General features: G+C 73.4%; 12 protein-coding genes. 6 read left to right on the top strand and 6 right to left on the bottom strand.

What is annotated here, in order from left to right; genetic code table 11:
- Positions 1-10: 10 nt before the first annotated feature.
- The 3 genes from OIE69_RS18480 (at position 11) to OIE69_RS18470 (ending at position 3618) form a co-directional block, all read left to right on the top strand.
- Entirely contained in the window at positions 11-1612 is a 1602-nt protein-coding gene (locus OIE69_RS18480) for a bifunctional uroporphyrinogen-III C-methyltransferase/uroporphyrinogen-III synthase (protein ID WP_326581250.1), read from the top strand.
- Positions 1613-1791: 179 nt separating this feature from the next.
- Positions 1792-2793, top strand: coding sequence for a porphobilinogen synthase (hemB, locus tag OIE69_RS18475; RefSeq protein WP_326572985.1), 1002 nt, complete (start codon positions 1792-1794; stop codon positions 2791-2793).
- Positions 2794-3297: 504 nt separating this feature from the next.
- Positions 3298-3618: a hypothetical protein gene (locus OIE69_RS18470; protein ID WP_326572984.1), complete on the top strand. Its 321-nt coding sequence runs from the start codon at positions 3298-3300 to the stop codon at positions 3616-3618.
- 83 nt (positions 3619-3701) lie between these two features.
- Here OIE69_RS18470 and OIE69_RS18465 read toward each other — a convergent pair whose 3' ends face one another.
- Positions 3702-4508: a DUF4253 domain-containing protein gene (locus OIE69_RS18465; RefSeq protein WP_326572983.1), complete on the bottom strand. Its 807-nt coding sequence runs from the start codon at positions 4506-4508 to the stop codon at positions 3702-3704.
- A gap of 92 nt (positions 4509-4600) precedes the next feature.
- On the bottom strand, positions 4601-6346 hold the full coding sequence (gene argS / locus OIE69_RS18460) for an arginine--tRNA ligase (RefSeq protein ID WP_326572982.1): 1746 nt from the start codon (positions 6344-6346) through the stop codon (positions 4601-4603).
- A gap of 128 nt (positions 6347-6474) precedes the next feature.
- On the opposite strand from argS, the gene lysS reads away from it, so the two are divergent.
- The gene (gene lysS, locus OIE69_RS18455; protein WP_326572981.1) at positions 6475-8142 is read left to right on the top strand and encodes a lysine--tRNA ligase; all 1668 of its coding nucleotides are present in this window, start codon (positions 6475-6477) and stop codon (positions 8140-8142) included.
- Positions 8143-8494: 352 nt separating this feature from the next.
- The gene (locus OIE69_RS18450; protein WP_326572980.1) at positions 8495-11116 is read left to right on the top strand and encodes an MXAN_6230/SCO0854 family RING domain-containing protein; all 2622 of its coding nucleotides are present in this window, start codon (positions 8495-8497) and stop codon (positions 11114-11116) included.
- A 4-nt stretch (positions 11117-11120) separates the two neighbouring features.
- Here the strand turns inward: OIE69_RS18450 and OIE69_RS18445 are convergent, their stop codons facing one another.
- From OIE69_RS18445 to OIE69_RS18435, 3 genes are all read right to left on the bottom strand, one after another.
- On the bottom strand, positions 11121-12395 hold the full coding sequence (locus OIE69_RS18445; protein WP_326581248.1) for a DUF2637 domain-containing protein: 1275 nt from the start codon (positions 12393-12395) through the stop codon (positions 11121-11123).
- A gap of 119 nt (positions 12396-12514) precedes the next feature.
- A complete protein-coding gene (locus OIE69_RS18440) occupies positions 12515-13219 on the bottom strand; it encodes a DUF3558 family protein (protein WP_326572979.1) in 705 nt (234 codons plus the stop codon).
- Between the two features lie 66 nt (positions 13220-13285).
- Complete coding sequence (locus tag OIE69_RS18435) at positions 13286-14071, bottom strand: hypothetical protein (RefSeq protein ID WP_326572978.1); 786 nt, start codon at positions 14069-14071, stop codon at positions 13286-13288.
- Positions 14072-14309: 238 nt separating this feature from the next.
- Between OIE69_RS18435 and OIE69_RS18430 the strand changes: the two genes are divergently transcribed.
- A complete protein-coding gene (locus OIE69_RS18430; RefSeq protein ID WP_326572977.1) occupies positions 14310-15503 on the top strand; it encodes an RtcB family protein in 1194 nt (397 codons plus the stop codon).
- 286 nt (positions 15504-15789) lie between these two features.
- On the opposite strand, the gene OIE69_RS18425 is transcribed toward OIE69_RS18430, so the two are convergent.
- Positions 15790-16545, bottom strand: a complete 756-nt coding sequence (locus tag OIE69_RS18425; RefSeq protein WP_326572976.1) for an SDR family NAD(P)-dependent oxidoreductase — start codon at positions 16543-16545, stop codon at positions 15790-15792.
- Positions 16546-16678 lie beyond the last annotated feature (133 nt).

The raw sequence follows: 16678 nt of genomic DNA, 5'->3' as shown, positions 1-16678 counted from the left end.
GGGCACGGGTGTGCCGGGTTCCGCCCTCGGGCACGTCACCTTCCTCGGTGCCGGGCCCGGTGACCCCGGGCTGCTGACCCTTCGCGCCGTCGAGGCGCTCGCCCACGCCGACGTCCTGGTCGCCGACGGCCACGTGCTGGACGTCGTACGGACCCATGCCCGGCCGGGCGTGGACACGGCGCAGCCGGGCGACGCCGAGGGGGAGTTGAGCCCTTCGGCCGCCGCGGCCAAGCTTTTCATGGCCTCCGCGCGTACCGGCAAGCGGGTGGTCCGTGCGATCGCCGGCGACCCCGGACTCGACTCCGCGGCCGCCGGCGAGATGCTCGCCTGCGCGCAGGCCGGCATCCCCTTCGAGGTCGTGCCGGGCGTGGCCGCGGCCGTGGGCGTGCCCGTGTACGCCGGCGTGCCGCTCAGCGGCGACGTGCGGTTCGTGGAGGCGGCGACCGCGTCGGGGCGGTGCTGGAGCGAGGCGGGCGCGAGCGACGCGACCCTGGTCGTCTCCACCACCCTGCAGACCGTCGCCGCCAACGCCGCGGAGCTGGTCTCCGGGGGCCGCAAGCCGGACACCCCGCTGACCGTCACGGTCGCCGGTACGACGACCCGGCAGCGCACCTGGACGGCCACGCTGTCCACGATCGCCGCCGAGCTGAAGGCGACGAAGGCGCTGCCCACGCCGGAGGGCCCCATCGCGGCGATAGCCGTGGTCGGCGAGCCGACCGCGCGGCGCGAGCTGCTCTCCTGGTTCGAGACCAAGCCGCTGTTCGGCTGGAAGGTGCTCGTCCCGCGCACCAAGGAGCAGGCCGCGTCCCTCTCCGACCAACTGCGCTCCTACGGTGCCGTGCCGCACGAGGTGCCCACGATCGCGGTGGAGCCGCCCCGCACCCCGCAGCAGATGGAGCGCGCGGTCAAGGGCCTGGTCACCGGACGGTACGAGTGGATCGCCTTCACCTCGGTGAACGCGGTCAAGGCCGTCCGCGAGAAGTTCGAGGAGTACGGGCTCGACGCGCGTGCCTTCGCCGGGATCAAGGTCGCGGCGGTGGGCGAGCAGACGGCCGGGGCGCTGGTGGACTTCGGTGTGAAGCCGGACCTGATGCCCAGCGGCGAGCAGTCCGCCGCCGGCCTGCTGGAGGACTGGCCGCCCTACGACCCCGTCTTCGACCCGATCGACCGGGTCTTCCTGCCGCGCGCCGACATCGCGACGGAGACGCTCGTGGCGGGGCTCGTGGAGCTCGGCTGGGAGGTCGACGACGTCACCGCCTACCGGACCGTGCGGGCCTCCCCGCCGCCGGCGGAGACCCGTGAGGCGATCAAGGGCGGCGGGTTCGACGCGGTGCTGTTCACCTCGAGCAGCACGGTGCGGAACCTCGTCGGCATCGCGGGCAAGCCGCACAACGTGACCGTGATCGCCTGCATCGGCCCGGCCACCGCGAAGACCGCGGAGGAGCACGGGCTGCGGGTGGACGTGATGGCCCCGGAGCCGTCCGTCCACGCGCTCGCGCAGGCGCTGGCGGACTTCGGCGTCCGGCGGCGCGAGACGGCGATCGCCGCGGGCGACCCCGTCACGCGTCCCAGCGAGCGGCGTCCCGGCTCCCGGCGCAGGGCCCGCGTCTGACGGGCCCACCGGCCGCGTTCCGCGTGCCCCCGGCTCCCCCTGCGGAGCCGGGGGCCGTTGCGTTCCCGGGCCGGCAGCGGACCGCACCGGGCCGACAACGGGTCGGCATGAGCACGGCGCGTACGGGCGTACCGTGGAACGCGGAAACGGCCCGGGACGGAGAAAGGCGCGGCGCGGTGATGAGCGGAAACGGAAGCGGATACGGTCAGTTCCCCGGTACGAGGCCCCGCCGGCTGCGTACGACGCCCGCGATGCGCCGCCTCGTCGCGGAGACCCGGCTGCACCCCGCCGAGCTGATCCTCCCCGTCTTCGTCCGCGAGGGCATCGACGCGCCCGTGCCCATCTCCGCCATGCCGGGCGTCGTCCAGCACACCCGCGACACCCTCCGCAAGGCCGCCGTGGAGGCGGCCGAGGCGGGCGTGGGCGGGATCATGCTCTTCGGCGTGCCGCTGGACGAGAAGAAGGACGCCGTGGGGACGCCCGGCACGGACCCGGACGGGATCCTGCAGGTGGCGATCCGCGACGTCGTCAGCGAGGTCGGCGACGCCCTGGTGGTCATGTCCGACCTGTGCCTCGACGAGCACATCGACCACGGCCACTGCGGCGTGCTGGACTCCGAGGGCCGGGTGGACAACGACGCGACCCTGGAGCGCTACGCGGAGATGGCCCGGGTCCAGGCGGACGCCGGCGTCCACGTCGTCGGCCCCAGCGGCATGATGGACGGTCAGGTCGGCGTCATCCGGGGCGCCCTGGACGCCGCCGGCCACCAGGACGTGTCGGTGCTGGCGTACACGGCGAAGTACGCGTCGGCGTTCTACGGGCCGTTCCGTGAGGCCGTCGGGTCCTCGCTCAAGGGCGACCGCAAGACCTACCAGCAGGACCCGGCGAACCAGCGGGAGTCGCTGCGCGAGCTGGCGCTGGACCTCGCCGAGGGCGCCGACATGGTGATGGTGAAGCCCGCGGGGCCGTACCTCGACGTGGTGGCGAAGGTCGCCGAGTCGGTGGACGTGCCGGTGGCGGCGTACCAGATCAGCGGCGAGTTCGCGATGGTCGAGGCGGCGGCCGAGCGCGGCTGGATCGACCGGGACCGGGCGATCATGGAGACCCTGACCGGGATCCGCCGCGCGGGCGCCCAGTTGATCCTCACCTACTGGGCGACCGAGGTGGCCGCGCAGCTCTGAGCCCGCGGCCGCCGGCCGTTCAGGCACCGGCCCGGCGCGCCGGTGTCGCCGGATTGCGCGCGGCCGTGGTGGCTCCGGCGCGCACGGTCGCCGTGCGGCCGCCCGACGTCCTCGGCCGGGGCGCGGCTCACGCGCGGTCAGGTCGCGGAGCACACAACGAACATGGGGCGCCCCCTCGCGCGGGCGCTGCCGTGCCCGGGGGCCGCCGACCGGGTGTGATCGGCGGCAGAGGAGTGATCATGCCCGGCCGGGTCTGCAGCCGGGGCGGTCACCTGCCGAAGCGGGGTGGGCGGCGCTCTTCGCGCGCTGCCCGGACGCGGTACCCACAGATGATCGCGCGCAGGACGCGGATGTGGACGGCGCGGTTCCAGGTTGCCCGGCATTTCATTACATCAAGTGGCGTTGGTGGCGATTCGGACTTAACGGCCCATCTCGGTGGGAAGTTCACAGCAAGTCCACAGCAGGCGGAGGCACAAGGGCCTCCGCCGTGAAAGGAGAACCGCGATGCGGATTCCCCGATTCGCCGCCGCGCTGGGCGTCGCTGCCGCCGTCCTTCTGGGCGGCGCCGGCGCTGCCGGCGCCGCAACGCCGCCGACGGCGGCGGTGTCGCACACGACCCAGGCGACAAACGACCGGGGCGGCGAGTACCGGCACGACGGTGACCGCGGCCGAGGCCGTGAGTTCCGCCGTGACCGGGGGCGTGACGGCCGTGAGTTCCGCCGTGGCGGGCGCGACGGCCGCTGGCACCACCGCCACCACCGGCACCACCCGCGCTGGCACCACCGCCACCACCGTCACGACCACCGCTGGCACTTCCACCGCTGAGCGGTGCTGACCGGGTCGTCTCGGGGGTGTCCTTCCACCGCGGGGAAGGACACCCGTAGCTCGGGCCCGGTCGACGGCACCGCCTAGTCCCACCAGAAGGACCAGGCGTGCGCGTCCACCAGGGACTCGGCGTACGCCCGCAGTGAGCCGCTGCCCTGGGTGACGTTGTCGGGGCAGAAGGCGAAGTGCTCGGCGGCCACGGCCTCGGCCTCGGCCTCCGTGGCCGGCGGCGCGGCCACGGAGAGGACGAGCACGTCGAAGGCGACGGCCACGACGCGCACACCGAAGCGCTCCTCCCAGGAGCGCAGGACGGCACAGAGCCGGGCCACGTCGTTCTCGTGGTTGCACGGTCCCGTCCAGCCGATGGCCGCGGGGACGTCGGCGCTGCGCCGGGCGGGGACGAGGGCCGCTCGGGGGTCCTTGATCCACCCCGCCCCGACCACGGACGCGGCGACCTCGGCCGCCCTGACGTCCGGGTCGGCCTCGAACTCCCGCTCGGGGGCGAGGCCGGGCCACGCCCGGCCGAACGGGGCGGTCAGGTCCGCGTCGTCCTCCTCGGACTCCTCCTCGTCCCCCCAGAGGCCGGCGAGGACCTCGTCGGCGTCGTGGTCGCCCGGATAGGACATCGCCCCGGGGTCCAGGTCCCTGGTGGCCGGCAGCGCCTCGTCCATGGAGAGCAGCACCGGGTGCAGCCCCGCCGACATCCGCGCGGGGAGCAGCCGTTCCCAGGAGCCCGGCTCGGCGGGCCCTTCCGCGTGCCACAGCAGCGGTTCGTGCCAGCGGCCGTCGCTCGTGGCGTCGACGAGCGTGCCGGGCGGGAGGTTCAGGCCCAGGGACCGGCCGGCCGGGTCCTGCGCGAGCTTCGGGAGCTGGTTGGGGAGCATCGCCATGGCCGTGAATGTAGGGGTGCCCACCGACAACGGCGGCCCCGGGGGGAGTGATGACTCCCGCCGGGGCCGCCGTCGTACGGACGCGGGGCGCGTCAGAGGCGCTCGGGCGTGCGGATACCGAGCAGCGCCATGCCCTGCCGCAGGGTGCGGGCGGTCAGGTCGCAGAAGAAGAGGCGGTTCTCCCGCAGTTCGGGGGTCTCGGCCTTCAGGACCGGGCACTGGTCGAAGAAGGTGGTGTACGCCGAGGCCAGCGCGTACAGGTACGAGGCCAGCTTGTGCGGCTCGTAGGTCTCCGAGACGCCCGCCAGGGTCTCCGCGAACTCGTCCAGCAGCAGGCCGAGCGCCCGCTCGGCCGGGGCCAGCGGCAGCTCGGGGTGCGCGACCGGCTTCGCGTCCCCCGCCTTGCGGAGGATGGAGCGGTTCCGGGCGTACGCGTACTGCAGGTACACGCTCGTGTCGCCGTTGAGCGAGACCATCCGGTCCAGGTCGAAGACGTAGTCCCGGCCGAGCGAGGTGGACAGGTCGGCGTACTTGATCGCGCCGATGCCGACCTCCTTGGCGCGGTCCGCGACCTCCTCGTCCGTCAGCTCCGAGGACTTCTCCCGGATGACGGTCGCGGCGCGCTCCACCGCCTCGTCCAGCAGGTCGACCAGCCGGAAGGTCTCGCCGGACCGGGTCTTGTACGGCTTGCCGTCCTTGCCGAGCAGTGTGCCGAACGGGATGTGGAGCGCCGTGACCTCGTCGGTCAGCCAGCCGGCCCGCCTGGCCGTCTCGAAGACCATCTTGAAGTGCAGGGCCTGCCGGGAGTCCACGACGTACAGGAGCGTGTCGGCGTGCAGGTCCGCGGTGCGGTCGCGGATCGCGGACAGGTCGGTTGCGGCGTAGCCGAAGCCGCCGTCGGCCTTCTGCACGATGAGCGGGACGGGCTCGCCGTCCTTGCCCTTGACGTCGTCGAAGAACACGCACAGCGCGCCGTTGGAGCGCACGGCGACGCCGGACTCCTCCAGCAGCTTGCAGGTCTCGACCAGCATGTCGTTGTAGCCGGACTCGCCGACGACGTCCTCGTCGCGGATCGCGATGTCGAGCTTGTCGTAGACGGAGTTGAAGTAGATCTTCGACTCGTCCACGAACCGCTGCCACATCGCCAGCGTCTCCGGGTCGCCGGCCTGCAGGTCGACGACGCGCTTGCGCGACCGGGTCTTGAACTCCTCGTCGGAGTCGAAGACGGTCCGGGAGGCCTTGTAGAGCCGGTTGAGGCGCGACATGGAGGCCTCGCCCGCCTCCTCGCCGGCCTCGGACGCCTCGTGGTCCAGCTCGTGCGGGTGCTCCACCAGGTACTGGATGAGCATGCCGAACTGGGTGCCCCAGTCGCCGATGTGGTGGCGGCGGATCACCGTCTCGCCCTCGAACTCGAGGATCTTGACCAGCGCGTCGCCGATCACGGAGGACCGCAGGTGGCCGACGTGCATCTCCTTGGCCACGTTCGGCTGCGCGTAGTCGATCACCGTGGTGCCCGGCTCCGGCTTCACGGGCACGCCGAGCCGGTCGTCGGCGGCCCGGGCGGCGAGCGTCCGGGTGATCGCGGCGTCCGAGACGGTGATGTTGAGGAAGCCCGGTCCCGAGACCTCGACGGCGGCGATCAGCTCGTCGCCGGCCGGGAGGGCCTCGACGACCTGGGCGGCCAGCTCGCGCGGGTTCTGCTTGCTCCGCTTGGCGAGGCCCAGCACGCCGTTGGCCTGGAAGTCGGCCCGGTCGCTACGTCGCAGCAGCGGGTCGGCACCGAGGGCGTCGGCGACGCGCTGCTGGATCGAGGCGGAAAGCGAGTTGACCGAGGCCATGGGATGGGTGCTTCCTGAGAGGGATCGGAGATCAACCCTCAGTATCCCACGCGCTACCACTCATTTTTCTCTGGGACAATTGCCGGGTACCGCGCTACCCGCTGCACAGGTGGAAGGAAGTCGAGACAGTGGCTCAGAGCACCGAGGCCGACTGGGTCGCCCGCTTCGCGGACGACGTCATCGCGGAAGCCGAGCGTCGGGCTCCGGGCAAGAAAATCATCGTCGCCTCGGGTATCAGCCCCTCCGGCCCGATCCACCTGGGCAACCTGCGCGAGATCATGGTCCCGCACCTGGTCGCCGACGAGATCAAGCGGCGCGGCGTGCCCTGCGAGCACATCCTGTCCTGGGACGACTTCGACCGCTACCGCAAGGTGCCGGCCGGTTACGACCCGTCGTACGCCGAGCACATCGGCAAGCCGCTGACCTCCGTGCCGGCGCCCGAGGGCAGCTCGTACGAGACCTGGTCGGACCACTTCAAGGCCCCGTTCCGCGAGGCGCTGGCGGCGCTCGGCGTCGAGGTCACCGAGATCAGCCAGACCGTCGAGTACACCTCCGGCGCCTACCGCGAGCAGATCCTGCACGCGATGCGCGAGCGCCGGCGGATCGACGAGGTGCTCGGCCGCTACCGGACGAAGAAGAAGGGCGGCGGCGAGGAGCAGGACGACGAGGAGGCCACGCTCGCGCAGGCCCCCGAGTACTTCCCGTACAAGCCGTACTGCTCGGCCTGCGACAAGGACACGACCACGGTCGTCGCCTACGACGACGACACCACCGACCTCACCTACGAGTGCCAGGACTGCGGCAACCGCGAGACCGTGCGGCTGAGCGAGTTCGACCGCGGCAAGCTGGTCTGGAAGGTCGACTGGCCGATGCGCTGGGCCTTCAAGGGCGTGGACTTCGAGCCCTCCGGCGTCGACCACCAGTCGCCCGGCTCCTCGTGGATGGTCGGCCAGCAGCTGGTGCGCGAGATCTTCGGCGCCGAGCCGCCCATCGGCCCGATGTACGCCTTCGTCGGCATCAGCGGCATGGCCAAGATGTCCAGCTCCAAGGGCGGCGTGCCGATCGCGGCCGACGCGCTGCAGATCATGGAGCCGCAGCTGCTGCGCTGGCTGTACGCCCGCCGGCGGCCCAACCAGGCGTTCAACATCTCCTTCGGCGACGAGATCTCCCGCACCTACGACGAGTGGGACGCGCTGGAGCGCAAGGTCGCCGAGGGCACGGCCGCCCCGGTGGACCTCGCGGTGCACTCGCGGGCCGCGAGCACCGCGAGCGGTGAACTGCCCACCACACCGCGCAAGCTGCCGTACCGCACCCTCGCCTCGGTCGTGGACATCACGACCGGGGACGAGGAGCAGACGCTGCGCATCCTGCGCGACTTCGACCAGGAGCAGCCGCTGGCCTCCCTGGACGAGGCCCGGCCGCGGCTGGACTGCGCCGAGCGCTGGGTCAACACCCACGTCGAGCCGGAGGCCCGCACCCGGGTGCGCACCGAGGCGGACGCGGAGGCCCTGGCGGCTCTGTCGGGCGAGGAGCGGGAGGCGCTGAAGCTGCTGGTGGACGGGCTGCCCGAGCACTGGTCGCTGGACGGGCTGACCACCCTGGTCTACGGCGTGCCGAAGATCCAGGCGGGCTTCGCGCCCGACGCCAAGCCGACGCCGGAGATGAAGGTCGCCCAGCGCTCCTTCTTCGCCCTGCTCTACAAGCTGCTGGTCGGCCGGGACACCGGTCCGCGGCTGCCCACGCTGCTGCTGGCGGTCGGTCAGGACCGCGTGCGGGAGCTGCTCGCGGCGAGCTGAGCGGGACGCGCACATGGCGGCGGCGGGTGGCACGGCCACCCGCCGCCGTCGCGCGTGCCGGGGCGTGAATATTCGAACGCGGTGGAGGGGGCCCCGCGCTAGGGTCGTCGCACGCGGGGCGGCTCACGGTGTGCTTCCTTCTCTCACTGTCAATGAACAGCGCTCCGGCTTCCCGCCCCGCGTACACGACCGGCGTCACCGGCCCGGACATGGGGACCGGGCACGGGACCACCGGTTCCCGGGGCGGCTCCCGGCGTGCTTCCTCCTCACAGTCATCGCTATCGCTGTGCCGCGAAGGTTGTCAGCGCGCCCACTTCCCGCCCCGGTACGTCCATCAGGGGGAGACACAGGGATGTCCACGGCCACCACCACCGCCACCACGACCGCGCCGCGCACGCTCGCTGCCGTCCTGCTCGCACGCGGCGGAGCCGTCCACCTGCCGACGCCGACCGCTCCGGCCGGGCCGTCGCTCGCCACCGCGGCGGGCGTGGCACTGCTGGAGGCGGACCTGCTCGACCGCGGCTACCTGATGGCGCCCGCGCTGCGGGCCGCGCTCACCGAGCGGAGCGAGGCCGCGCTGACCGCTGCCGGGCGTGCCCTGCTGGCCGAGGCCGACCAGGCGCTGGGCGCCGACCGGCCCCACGAGCCGCTGTTCCGCGACTTCCCCGCGAGCACCCCGCGGGACACCTTCGCCTTCTACGTCGACCGGGTCCTGACCCTGCTCTTCCAGCACCCGGAGCAGCCGTGCGTGCTGTGCGGCACGGAGGGCACCGTCCACGCCGTCTCGCCCTGCGCGCACCTGGTGTGCCGCTCCTGCTTCGACGGCGCGGACTTCTCGGCGTGCCCGGTCTGCCACCGCCGGATCGACGCTGACGACCCCTTCCTGCGGCCTCGACGGCCCCGGCGCTTCGGCGCGCTGCGGCGCGCCCTGCCCGAGCGGCTGCGCGTGCTGCAGTACGGCGGCGACCTCGCGGCGCGGGACGCCGACGCGGAGCGCGAGCTCGGCGGGCTCCTCGCCCGTACCGGTGCGCTGAGCCCGCAGGACGCCGACGACCTCGTGGCGCTGCTGGGGACCCGGGAGCGGGACGGGCTGTCCTGGCTGCCGGAGCAGATCCCCGGCCGGGAGACCAAGGCCCGGGTCCTGGCCTGGCTGCTGGCCGATCCCGCCGCGTACGCCACCGCCGTCCCGGCCGCCGCCGCACGCATCGACACCGCGACCGACGTCCTGCGGCTGCTCGCCGTCCGCTCGGGCGGTGACCCCGGCCTCGTCGACCTGCCGCGCTTCGGCGCGGTGCCGCGGCCGCTGCGGCGCGCCCTGCTCGGGGTGCTCGACGGCCTGGCGCCGGACCTGGCCGCGCAGGACATGCGCCGCCACCGGCACGCGTGGCTGCGCGTCGCCGAGCGGCTGCACCCCTTCGAGCACGCCGACCGCTTCCCGCGGGCCGCGCTCGCCGTCGCGGCGCTGCGCGACACCCGCCTCGCGGACGGCGACGCGCTGACCGCGACCCTGCGGGCGGCGGCCGACGCCGCGCCGCGGATCGACGCGACCGGGACGACGGTACGGGTGCGCGGCTGGGCGGGCCGGGTCGAGGCCGCGCTGGACGCCATGGACGTACCGGCGGCGGTCGCGCTGCTGGCGCAGCGGCCGGGCGAGTTCGTACGCCGGCTCGACCACCTGCTGCGGCTCTCCGGGGCCGCGGAGGCGGACGTCGTGCTGTCGGCGCTGGAGACGGCGGCGCCCCGGGTGTCGCCCGCGGTGCTGCTGTCCGCGCTCGGCGAGATCCGCAGCCGCCCGCACGCGGCCGGCACCAGGGTGTTCTTCCCGAAGGGCGGCAGCGCCAAGACGCATCTGGCGGACGACGACCGGCTGCCTATCGACGCCGGTACGGTCGAGAGGACCGTGGCCGTGCTCCACGCCGAGGTGCTGCGGCGGGCGGCGGAGCGGGAGGCGGTCGAGGTCGCCGTCGTGGACGCCGGACTGGACGGCCTGATCGCGCCGTTCACCGAGCGCACCGCCTCGCGCGCCCTGGTGACCCTGCCGCGCGGCAGCGAACTGCCCGTGCCGCAGGGCCGGACGATCCGGCTGTTCCTGCACTGGACGGAGAGCGAGCACTCCGGCAGGACCGACCTGGACCTGTCCACGGCCATGTTCGACGCCGACTGGCGGCGCGTGGGCCACTGCGACTACACGGCCCTGCGGTTCGGCGGCGGCGCCGCGGTGCACTCGGGTGACCTGACCAGCGCCCCCGCCCCGGACGGTGCCAGCGAGTTCGTCGACCTGGACCTGGACGCCCTGGCGGACGCCGGGGTGCGCCACCTCGTCGCGCTGGTCTTCTCGTTCAACGACGTGCCGTTCGAGGAACTGGACGAGGCGTTCGCCGGGCTGATGCTGCGCGACGAACCGGGCGACGCGGGACCGGTGTTCGACGCCCGCGCCGTCGAGCAGCGCTACGACCTGACCGGGCGGGCCCGCACGAGCGTGCCGCTGGTGATCGACGTGGCGGGCCGCACGATGCGGTGGCTTGACGTGGCCATGGGCGTCACCGGCACCTGCCACTCCGTGGCGCGGCACGGGGACGGCCTCGCCGCCCTCGCCGAGGGCCTCACCGGGATGTTCGCCTCCGGGGCCCGGGTGGGGCTGGGCGAACTTGCCGTCTGGCAGGCCGCGGCCCGCGCCGCGACCGTCCTGCTGCGGCACGCGGACGGCTCCACCACCGCCTACCGGCGCCGCGACGCCGAGACCGCGGCGCAGTTCGCGGCCCGGATCGGTTCGACGTACGCCGACCCCGCCGACGGTGTGGAGCCGGACGCGGCACGGCTGGCGTACCTGCTGCGCGGCGACGTCGCCGTGGCCGAGGGCGGCGAGGTGTTCGCGCTGCACCCGGCGGCCCTCGACGCGGCGCGGGTGCGGCTGCTCTCGGCGTCCGACGTGGTCGCCTCGCTGGGCCCGGCCGTCGCTCCGGCCGCCGGCTGAGGCGCTACGACGCGTACTGGCCGTCGAGTTCGAGCCGGCGGCGCAGTTCGCGGACGTAGGGGCGCAGTGTGCTCTCGCTGAGCGGGCCGCCGTTGGGGCTGGAGATGCCGTAACGGTCCTGCAGGATCAGGCCGAACTGGCGGGCGTTCGGGATGGTGCCGAACTGCTGGTGGTACGCCCGGAAGGCGCGGTCGTAGATCTCCTCGCGGGAGGTGTCCTCCGTGACGGGCTCCGGCTCGGGTTCGGGCTCGGGGTAGAAGTCCGAGTCGGGCTCCGGGGCGAACTCGGCGCGGGGCGTGGGGATCACGCCGTTGCCGTCGGCGAGGGCACGGCGGCGGTTCCCGGCGCCGACCGGGGCGGTGACGGGCTCGAGCGCGGGAGCGGGAGCGGGCTGCTGGTACGGCTCCGGCGCCTGGTACGGATCTGCCACCGGTTCCGGCGCGGGAGCGGGGGCCCGGAACTCGACCTGGACCTGCGGCTCGGCCGGGACCGGTCCGGGGGCCGGCTCCGGGGCGTGCCACACGGGCTCGGGCGCGGGGCCCGCCTCCGGCGCGGGGGCCGGCTCGGCGGCGGGCAGCGCGGCGGTGGCCGCGGCGGCGGCCGGGAGGTCGATGCCCGCGGCGGCCAGGCCGATGGCCGCGGTCTGCTCCATCGGCACCCCGTACCGGGCGAGCTTGAGCGGCATCAGGGACTCGACCGGGGCCTTGCGGCGCCAGGCCCGGCCGTAGCGGGCGCGCAGCCGGGCGCGGTAGACGAGACGTTCCTGCTCGACCCGGATGACCTCGTCGTAGCTGCGCAGCTCCCACAGCTTCATGCGCCGCCAGAGGCGGAAGGTCGCGAAGGGGGCCAGCAGCCAGCGGGCGAGCCGGACCGACTCCATGTGCCTGTCGGCGGTGATGTCGGCGACCCGGCCGATCGCGTGCCGGGCCGCTTCCACCGAGACGACGAAGAGGATCGGGATGATGCCGTGCATCCCGACGCCGAGCGGGTCCGGCCAGGCCGCCGCGCCGTTGAAGGCGATCGTGGCCGCCGTCAGCAGCCACGCCGTCTGGCGCAGCAGCGGGAACGGGATGCGCAGCCAGGTCAGCAGCAGGTCGAGTGCGAGCAGCACCACGATCCCGGCGTCGATGCCTATCGGGAAGACGTTGGCGAACCAGCCGAAGTCCTTGCGCAGCGCCAGCTCGCGCACGGCCGCGTACGAGCCCGCGAAGCCGATCGCGGCGATGACCACCGCGCCCGTGACGACCACACCGATCAGGATCCGGTGCGTCCGGTTCATGCGTATCGCGGACACCCGCGACCCTCCCAGGCTCGGAAACTGGCCTGCCCAGCCTGCCACACGGGGCAACGGGCAGGTTGCCCAAACGTGGTGAATCGGTACAGCGGATCCCGCAGTTGTTACGCGTTCGCCGCCGCGACCGCGGTGGCGGCCTCCTTGGCCGCCTTGAGCGCGCCGGCCTTCAGGCCGGAACCGGCCGGGGTCTTCGCGTCCTCGAGGCCCGCGCCGTTGTAGGTGAGCACCAGCACGGCGTTCCCGGTGCGGGCGACGACCGTGACGTCCCGGTACTCCTCCTTGTCCTTCTTCGCCGTCGAGGTGACGGCGGTGCCCGCGTCCCACACGCCGTCCACCGCGACCGGAGCGCTCTTGGCGCCCTTGACCCGGCCGGCTTCGGCGACCTGCTCGGCGTAGCGCTCCTTCGCCTGCTCCTCGGCCGAGCCGAGGCCCGCGACCGTGTCATAGCGCTGGAGGGAGACGTCCAGCCAGCGGTACTGGTAGCCGTCCAGACCGTTCCAGGAGCAGCCGCCGCGCTCGTCGCGCTCGGCGGAGTGCGCGGGGGAGCCCGCGGGCTTCTTCGCCTTGGGGACCAGGGACTTGACGGTCTTGGCGCCGATGACCCGGCAGGGGTCGGGGAGTTCGGCGTACTTGGCGGCGACGGTGCTGGGCGACGGTGACGCGGACTTCGACGCGGCGGCCGAGGCGGCGGCCGCCTTCTGCGCGTCGTCCTTCGACGAGTCCGAGCCGGAGGAGCAGCCGGCGACGAGCATCACCGGCACGGCCGCGCCCACCAGCAGGCGGGCGAGGTGCGGGGCTGATCGGTGCATGGGTCCTTCGCTCATTTCGTATGCGTGTCATGTCATGGCACAAACGGCCAGACTACGCGCTTCGTCTCATTCGTCCAGTTGATCTGCCAGCTCGGCCGCGACCTGGCGAGCCCCCAGCTGCAGTTCCTCGCTGGGCGGTTCGACCGATTTGTCCGTCGACCACTGGGAGAGTTCGACGGTGACCAGAACGTTCGCCATGCGGAAGACCACGGCGATGTCGCGGTGGAGTCCGGAGTCCTGGGTCTTGAGGACGTCGTCGAGGAAGGCCCCGTCGCCGAGGTCGTCGAGGGTGCGCGGGGAGGTGTCGCCGGTGGCCGTGACAGACGGCGAGGGCGCGCCCGAGGCCGTGGGGCTCCCGCCCTCCGCGCCGGGCGGCCCCGCGGTCGCCGACGTGGAGGCGGCGGCGTCGGCCGGCGCCGTGGCGGCCGGGATGTGGGCCGCCGCGGCCCGGCTGTCGTAGTCCGCCGTGGCCTGGTTCTCGTCGCTGACGGATGTGTCGTACGACACGACGCGCTCGAGGTCGATGTGGAGGTAGCGGTTGCCGAGCTCGGTGCGGCCGGTCCACCTGCAGCCCGCCTTGCGGTCCGTGTCGAACGTCACGGTCGCCTCGCCCGCGTAGTCGTCCGCGTCCGGGACGAACTTCTCGAGTGTGCCGGGAGCCAGCGAACCGCAGGGCTCGGGCAGTACCCGGTACCGGCCGGGCGGGGCGGCCGGGGTGGACTGCCTGCCGTCCGCGGTGTCCCCGTTGCGTGCGCCGTCCCCGGTGCCGCCCGAGCCTGTGCACCCCGCCAGCGCGGCGGCGGCGAGCGCGGTCGTGCACACCGCGGCCACCAGGCCCCGGACCCGGTGCACGCGGTCTCCCGTTGGCTGCACTTGAGGTGGCCCCTTCCTCCGGCGATCGGTCCGGCGCCCGCGTAAATCCCTTGGCGGGGGTGGGCGACGGGTAGACACAATGTCTACCGCACGCGCTGCGGCCGTCGCCGGATCATGGGGCTGTATGGCCGCCTTCGCCCTTTATTTCACTTTCCGTTGTGACGTGTTGTTTGTGTTGCCTTGATGGAAATCACCGTCCGACCCAGGGGGGATCGAGATGTCGTACACAGAAGTGCCCGGAGTGCGGGTGCCCATCCGCATGTGGACCGACCCGGCCGCGGTTGAGGGCGGGGCCATGCAGCAGCTGCGCAACGTCTCCTCGCTGCCGTGGATCAAGGGCCTCGCCGTCATGCCCGACGTCCACTACGGCAAGGGCGCCACGGTGGGTTCGGTGATCGCGATGCACGGCGCGGTCTGCCCGGCCGCGGTCGGCGTGGACATCGGCTGCGGCATGAGCGCCGTGCGGACCTCGCTGACGGCCGACGACCTGCCCGGCGACCTCTCCCGGCTCCGCTCCAAGATCGAGCAGGCCGTCCCGGTCGGCCGCGGCATGCACGACGAGGCCGTCGACCCCGCCCGGCTGTACGGCCTGTCCGCCGCCGGCTGGGACCGCTTCTGGGACGGCTTCGACGACCTGGCCGAGCCCGTCCGGTTCCGTCGGGAGCGCGCGACGAGGCAGATGGGCAGCCTCGGTTCCGGCAACCATTTCATCGAGGTCTGCCTCGACGAGGAGGGCGCGGTCTGGCTGATGCTGCACTCCGGCTCGCGCAACATCGGCAAGGAACTCGCGGAGTACCACATCGGCGAGGCCCAGAAGCTGTCCCACAACCAGGGCCTGATCGACCGCGACCTGGCCGTCTTCATCGCGGACACCCCGCAGATGGCGGCCTACCGGCGCGACCTGTTCTGGGCGCAGGACTACGCGAAGCGCAACCGCGCGATCATGATGGCCCTGTTCCAGGAGGTGCTGCGGCGCGAGTTCCGCAAGGCCAAGGTCACCTTCGACGAGGTCATCTCCTGCCACCACAACTACGTGGCGGAGGAGCGCTACGACGGCATGGACCTGCTCGTCACCCGCAAGGGCGCGATCAGGGCCGGCAGCGGCGACCACGGCATCATCCCGGGCTCCATGGGCACGGGTTCGTACATCGTCCGCGGCCTCGGCAACACCGACGCCTTCAACTCCGCCTCGCACGGCGCGGGCCGCAAGATGAGCCGCACAGCGGCGAAGAAGCGGTTCTCCACGCGGGACCTGGAGGAGCAGACCAAGGGCGTCGAGTGCCGCAAGGACTCGGGAGTGGTGGACGAGATCCCCGGCGCGTACAAGCCGATCGAGAAGGTGATCGAGCAGCAGCGGGACCTCGTGGAGGTCGTCGCGAAGCTCAAGCAGGTCGTCTGCGTGAAGGGTTGAGCCCGGCCGGGCGGGCGGGTCCGGGGCCGCGAAGGGCCCCGGACCCGCCCGTCGTACGGCGCAGGTGAGCGGAACGGTGATGCGCCAGGGAGCACTGTGGGCGCGGCTGCTCGCCCCTGCGCGCCTTCCACCTGCGCACGGGCCGTCCGCTGTGGAGCACCGGTCAACGCCGGCACGCCGTGGGGCCGTTGGCTGCCGGGGCCGTCGGCCCCGGTGCACGCCGGGGCGGTCTGCGTGGCCGCCCGGGGCACCCCGCTCGCGCTGCGCCTGTGACCCCGCCGGGCGGCTACGGCTCCCGGTGCACCCGGTGCTGGGCGGCCTGGGCGCGGGGGCGGACGACCAGGAGGTCGACGTTGACGTGGGGCGGGCGGGTGACCGCCCAGGTGACCGTGTCGGCGATGTCCTCGGAGGTGAGGGGCTCGGCCACGCCCGCGTAGACGGCGGCGGCCTTCTCCTCGTCGCCGTGGAAGCGGGTGAGCGCGAAGCCCTCGGACTTCACCATGCCCGGGGCGATCTCGACCACGCGGACCGGCTCGCCGAGCAGTTCCAGGCGGAGCGTCCCGGCGAGGGCGTGCGCGCCGTGCTTGGCCGCCACGTACCCGCCGCCGCCCTCGTACGGGGTGAGGGCGGCCGTGGAGGAGAGCACGACCACGGTGCCGTCGCCGGAGGCGATCAGCCGGGGCAGGAAGGCCTGGACGGTGTTGAGCACGCCGATGACGTTGACCTCGTACATCGTGCGCCACTCCGCGGGATCGGCGGTGGCGACCGGGTCCGCGCCGAGGGCGCCGCCGGCGTTGGCGAACAGGACGTCCACCCGGTCCAGCGAGGCGGCGAGCGCGTCGACGGCGCTCCGGTCGGTGACGTCGAGGGCCACGGCGGCCGCGGAGTGGCCCGAGGCGGCGATCTCCTTGGCGAGCGCCTCCAGACGGTCGGCGCGGCGGGCGGTGAGCACGACGTGGTAGCCGGCTTCGGCCAGCCTGCGGGCGGTGGCGGCACCGATGCCGCTGCTCGCGCCGGTCACGACTGCGGTACGGGGGCTCATGGTCGTGCTGCCTTTCGCCGTTCGGGAGGTCGGGAGGGGCAAGCGCCCGCCCACATTCGCAGCATAGGCGCGGTGGTGCCGGGCGCTCGCAGGGCGGTCCGCGGATCCGCGGGCCCCGGAGCCCCGCCGGTGG

The sequence above is a fragment of the Actinacidiphila glaucinigra genome, from assembly GCF_035918135.1.
Classification (GTDB): Bacteria; Actinomycetota; Actinomycetes; order Streptomycetales; family Streptomycetaceae; genus Actinacidiphila; species Actinacidiphila glaucinigra.
Note: the sequence above shows the minus strand (reverse complement) of the source record. Positions and strands in the feature narration are given on the sequence as shown.